The organism is Rhodococcus sp. EPR-134 (assembly GCF_001647205.1).
GTDB classification, from domain to species: Bacteria; Actinomycetota; Actinomycetes; order Mycobacteriales; family Mycobacteriaceae; genus Rhodococcus_F; species Rhodococcus_F qingshengii.
This window is the reverse complement of the sequence record NZ_LVCT01000486.1, coordinates 1-4170: the sequence shown is the minus strand read 5'-3', so window position 1 is coordinate 4170 and position 4170 is coordinate 1. Positions and strand designations below refer to the sequence as shown.

At 61.2% G+C, this 4170-nt stretch carries 4 protein-coding genes; 1 reads left to right on the top strand and 3 read right to left on the bottom strand.

Annotated elements, in window-relative coordinates:
- The 3 genes from A2J01_RS22440 to A2J01_RS22430 form a co-directional block, all read right to left on the bottom strand.
- On the bottom strand, positions 1-366 hold a 366-nt coding region (locus A2J01_RS22440), incomplete at its 3' end, for a TetR/AcrR family transcriptional regulator (RefSeq protein WP_156519358.1).
- A gap of 13 nt (positions 367-379) precedes the next feature.
- Positions 380-1141 (bottom strand): 3-hydroxyacyl-CoA dehydrogenase, encoded by a 762-nt coding sequence (locus tag A2J01_RS22435; protein WP_003942978.1) that lies wholly within the window; start codon positions 1139-1141, stop codon positions 380-382.
- Between the two features lie 28 nt (positions 1142-1169).
- Positions 1170-2363 carry a thiolase family protein gene (locus A2J01_RS22430; protein ID WP_064113625.1) on the bottom strand — a complete coding sequence of 398 codons (1194 nt, stop codon included), beginning with the start codon at positions 2361-2363 and terminating at the stop codon, positions 1170-1172.
- 368 nt (positions 2364-2731) lie between these two features.
- Here A2J01_RS22430 and A2J01_RS22425 point away from each other — a divergent pair.
- Positions 2732-4170 (top strand): class III lanthionine synthetase LanKC N-terminal domain-containing protein (locus A2J01_RS22425; protein WP_156519357.1); only part of this gene is annotated, 1439 nt, incomplete at its 3' end.

The window sequence follows — 4170 nt, the reverse complement described above, 5'->3', positions numbered from 1 at the left end:
CTCGGTGTCCAACGCAGCATGCCGCGACCGGTGGGTCATATAGAGAACAATCGCCTCCACCACCAAGGCGAAGCGTCGTACCGGATTTTCGCCGGCCTCCGCTTCTGCCGCTTCGGTTCTGGTATTCAGCTCACTCATCGAGATCTCGAACAAAGCGACGAGAACTGCCTCTTTGTTCGCGTGGTGATAGTAGAGCGCGGGAACGGTTACCCCGACACGATTGGCAATCTGGCGCACCGTCGTGCCGTGGTAACCGTTCTCGTCGAACAGCTCGAGCGAAGCCGTCAGGATGTCGGTCATCACCAGCGGCGGGAAGGACCTCCAGTCCACTGCCACCGAGCTCACCGACTCCACCTCGCCAGTCATGTGATAGCCGAAATTACCGCGGTGCCATACGGATTGCACCGTCGAGGCGGATCGTCTCACCATTGAGCATGGGGTTGGAAACGATGTGCGCAGCAAGCGCGCCGTACTCGCTGGGATCACCCAGGCGAGAGGGGTGAGGCACCTGCTGACCCAACGACGCCTGGGCTGCTTCGGGCAGTCCAGCCAGCAACGGGGTCTTGAACAAGCCGGGTGCAATGGTGTTGACGCGGATCAGCAGCGACGCGAGGTCACGGGCGATGGGAAGCGTCATACCGACGACGCCGCCCTTCGACGCGGAGTACGCAGCCTGCCCGATCTGGCCGTCATACGCTGCGACCGAAGCGGTGTTGATGATGACGCCGCGTTCACCGTCGATCGGCTCGGTCTTCGAAATACGTTCCGCAGCAAGACGAAGGACGTTGAAGGTGCCGATCAGATTGACGTCGATGACCTTCTTGAACGCGTCGAGCGGGAAAGCGCCCTTCTTGCTGACCGTCTTGACTGCGTTGCCGATTCCGGCGCAGTTGACTGCCACGCGCAGGGGTCCGAGGGACTCGGCCACGTCGAGTGCCGCGGTGACCGCAGCCTCGTCGGTGACGTCTGCAGCCGCGAAGCGGACCCGGTCGCCAAGTTCCTTGGCGATGGCTTCACCGTTGGACGACGGAAGGTCGATAATGACGACGCTGGCACCGTCGGCAAGAAGGGCTTTGGTCGTAGCCAGGCCGAGGCCGGATGCTCCACCGGTGACGACGGCGACGCTGTCGTTGACGATCATGAGAGTTCCTTTCGAAAGGTTATGTGTTTCAGATGCGTTCGATGATTGTGGCGTTGGCCATGCCGGCGCCCTCGCACATGGTCTGCAATCCGTAGCGTCCGCCGGTGGCCTCGAGGTGGTTGACCATCGTGGTCAGCAGACGAGTACCCGAGGACCCCAGGGCATGGCCGAGTGCAATCGCGCCGCCCCACGGGTTGAGCTTTGCCGGGTCGGCGCCGAACTCGTGAGCCCAGGCGAGTGGAACGGGAGCAAATGCCTCGTTGACCTCGTAGGTGTCGATGTCGTCGATGCTCAGACCCGCGCGAGCGAGCACCTTGTGGGTGGCTGGGATGGGTGCGGTGAGCATGAAGATCGGGTCATCGCCCGCAACGGAGAAGGAATGGAAACGAGCTCGCGGCGTCAGCCCTAGCTTCGACGCCATTTCTTCGCTCATGATCAGTGCTGCGGACGCGCCGTCGGTGAGCGGCGACGAGTTACCGGGAGTGATCGACCACTGCGCCTCGGGGAAGCGCTGCGCGTACTTCTCCGAGTAGAACGACGGCTTCAAACCGGCGAGTCCCTCGGCGGTAGTAGACGCGCGAACCGTCTCGTCGACGATATGCGAGACGGTCTCACCGGCGGCGTTGGTCACCGAGAGCGGCAGAATCTCCTTGTCGAAGAGCCCCTTCGCCGCTGCCTCTGCTGCCCGCTGGTGGGACTGCGCGGAGAATGCGTCGAGAGCGTCGCGGTCAAGCTTCCACTTGGCGGCGATCAATTCTGCAGAGATTCCCTGGTTGACCAGGCCTTCGGGGTAGCGAGCCGCGACGCCCGGACCGGAAGCGTCCTTCCCCATCGTCGTGGTACCCATCGGGACACGACTCATGGATTCGACGCCTGCCGCGATCACGATGTCGTAGGCCCCGGCGATCACGCCCTGCGCCGCAAAGTGCGCAGCTTGCTGACTTGATCCGCACTGGCGATCAATCGTGGTGGCGGGTACCGACTCGGGGAACCCTGCCGACAGGACCGCGCTGCGGGTGATGTTGAGCGCCTGCTCACCGGCCTGGCCGACGCAACCGCCGATCACGTCGTCCACCAGGGCGGGGTCGAGGCCGTTTCGCGAGGTGATGGAACGCAGAACGTGGGCCATCAGTTCGACAGGGTGCGTCCCGGACAGTGCTCCGCCCGGCTTTCCCTTGCCGGACGCGATCCGGACTACATCGACGATCACTGCCTTGGTCATCTTCGTTCCCTTCGAGGACGTGCATTGCTGGGGCGGTCCGGCACCCGTGTTTCGTGGCGCCGGGTACCGGACCGAGATCGAGGGAGCACCCTGACTTAGCGCTCGCTAAAGAACTACCACCGACTTGATCCTCTCGTCAAGAGGGGGCCTCCGAACTCGAAACAAATGCGGCCGACTAAAAGCTGGGCGATCAGTGACCTCGCCTGGCCCACGCCATTCATTAGTACTTTCGAATGATAGGTTTTCAATCTTCGCCCGAAATGTCCGGAATCGGATAACCTTCCGCCACAAGCAATCCAAGCCACAGGGGATTCGGGGCGTGGCACCAATCGATGACAACCGCAGGGGGACTGACCGGGAGGTTTGGCGTGGACCTGCGATACGTTGCCTTCACGCGTGCCGACCCGCATTTCTACGACCGAATCAGAACGGTCACCCGACCAGATACATCAACTGACCAGCACTTTATCCCCGCGAAGTCGGTGGATTGGTCGCTCTGGCGGCGCGGTCCCCAAAGTGGACCGTGGAACTACTTCCAACCGCCCGACGGTCTGCTGCCAGAACAAGGATGGAAGATTCACTGCTCCGCTACCCGAGCCAACGCGCAGGAGCTGCTCGATACCGTTTCCGTGTATTGCGGTCACAATCATGTGCCGTTCAAATTTCTTCGGACGGCAGCAGACCTCATGTTGTCCAACAGCAAGCAGGCCAATCGAACTTCCAGCGGAAAATTCATCACGATCTATCCGGCGGATGGTGTTGCCACACAACGTGTCATCACCGAACTGGACAAGCTTGTCGCCGGTGCCGACGGGCCGTACATCCTCAGCGATGTGCGATGGAACCGGGGACCGCTCTACTTACGGTACGGCGCGTATCTGCCCATGCAGACCTACGATTCATTCGGCGATCGCGTCCCCGCAATTCGGCGTCCTGACGGATCGCTCGAACCCGATGTGCGCGGCACTTCCTTCAGAACTCCGGACTGGGTACAAATCCCGGACTTCGTTCGCGCGCAGCAAGACAAGCTGAAATCACATGACGAATTCCCCTATTCGATCAATGAAGCCCTGCACTTCAGCAACAGCGGGGGGATCTACTCCGCATTCGACGACGCCGGCATCGATCTGGTCATCAAAGAAGGCCGTCCCTTTACCGCCCCGGACGCAAACGGCCGGTACGCAATCGACCGCATCCGTAACGAGTACGACAAGTTGACTCACCTTGCCGACAACCCGTACACACCTTCTGCGATCAGCTTGTTCGAGCGCGAGGGACACCACTTCCTTGTCACCGAGCGCGCTGCCGGCACTCCCCTGAATCAGGAAGTTGCGCTCCGCCACCCACTGATACGCGCGGACCAGACACTCAGTTCCCGAACGGAATACAGAACCTGGGCACTCGACATTGCACAACAGTTGACTACCGCAGTCGAGAGCTTCCACAACGCCGGAATCGTTCATGCCGATCTTCACCCTGGCAACGTCATGTGCTCACCGTCCGGTATTCGGATCATCGACTTCGAGATGGCCCACAACATCGACGAGCATCCGCCCCGGTCCACCGGAGCCCCCGGATACACAGCACCTCGACAGTTGACAGGAATCGCGGCGGATCGATACTCGTTGGGCTGCATCGAGCTGGGACTCTTTGTTCCACTTACTACATTGTTCCCTCTCGATCGCAACAAGATTCCCGAACTCATCGACTATGCGGTGTCTCGATTCGATCTTCCCCGCGCCTTCGGTGCCTCGCTCTATTCGATGCTCGACGTACAGGCGCCGACGCCGAAGAATCGCCCGCATCG

Bases quoted from the DNA above. Each gene is read 5' to 3' on its own strand.
- A2J01_RS22435 (WP_003942978.1), bottom strand. From the start codon at position 1,141: ATGATCGTCAACGACAGCGTCGCCGTCGTCACCGGTGGAGCATCCGGC.
- A2J01_RS22430 (WP_064113625.1), bottom strand. From the start codon at position 2,363: ATGACCAAGGCAGTGATCGTCGATGTAGTCCGGATCGCGTCCGGCAAG.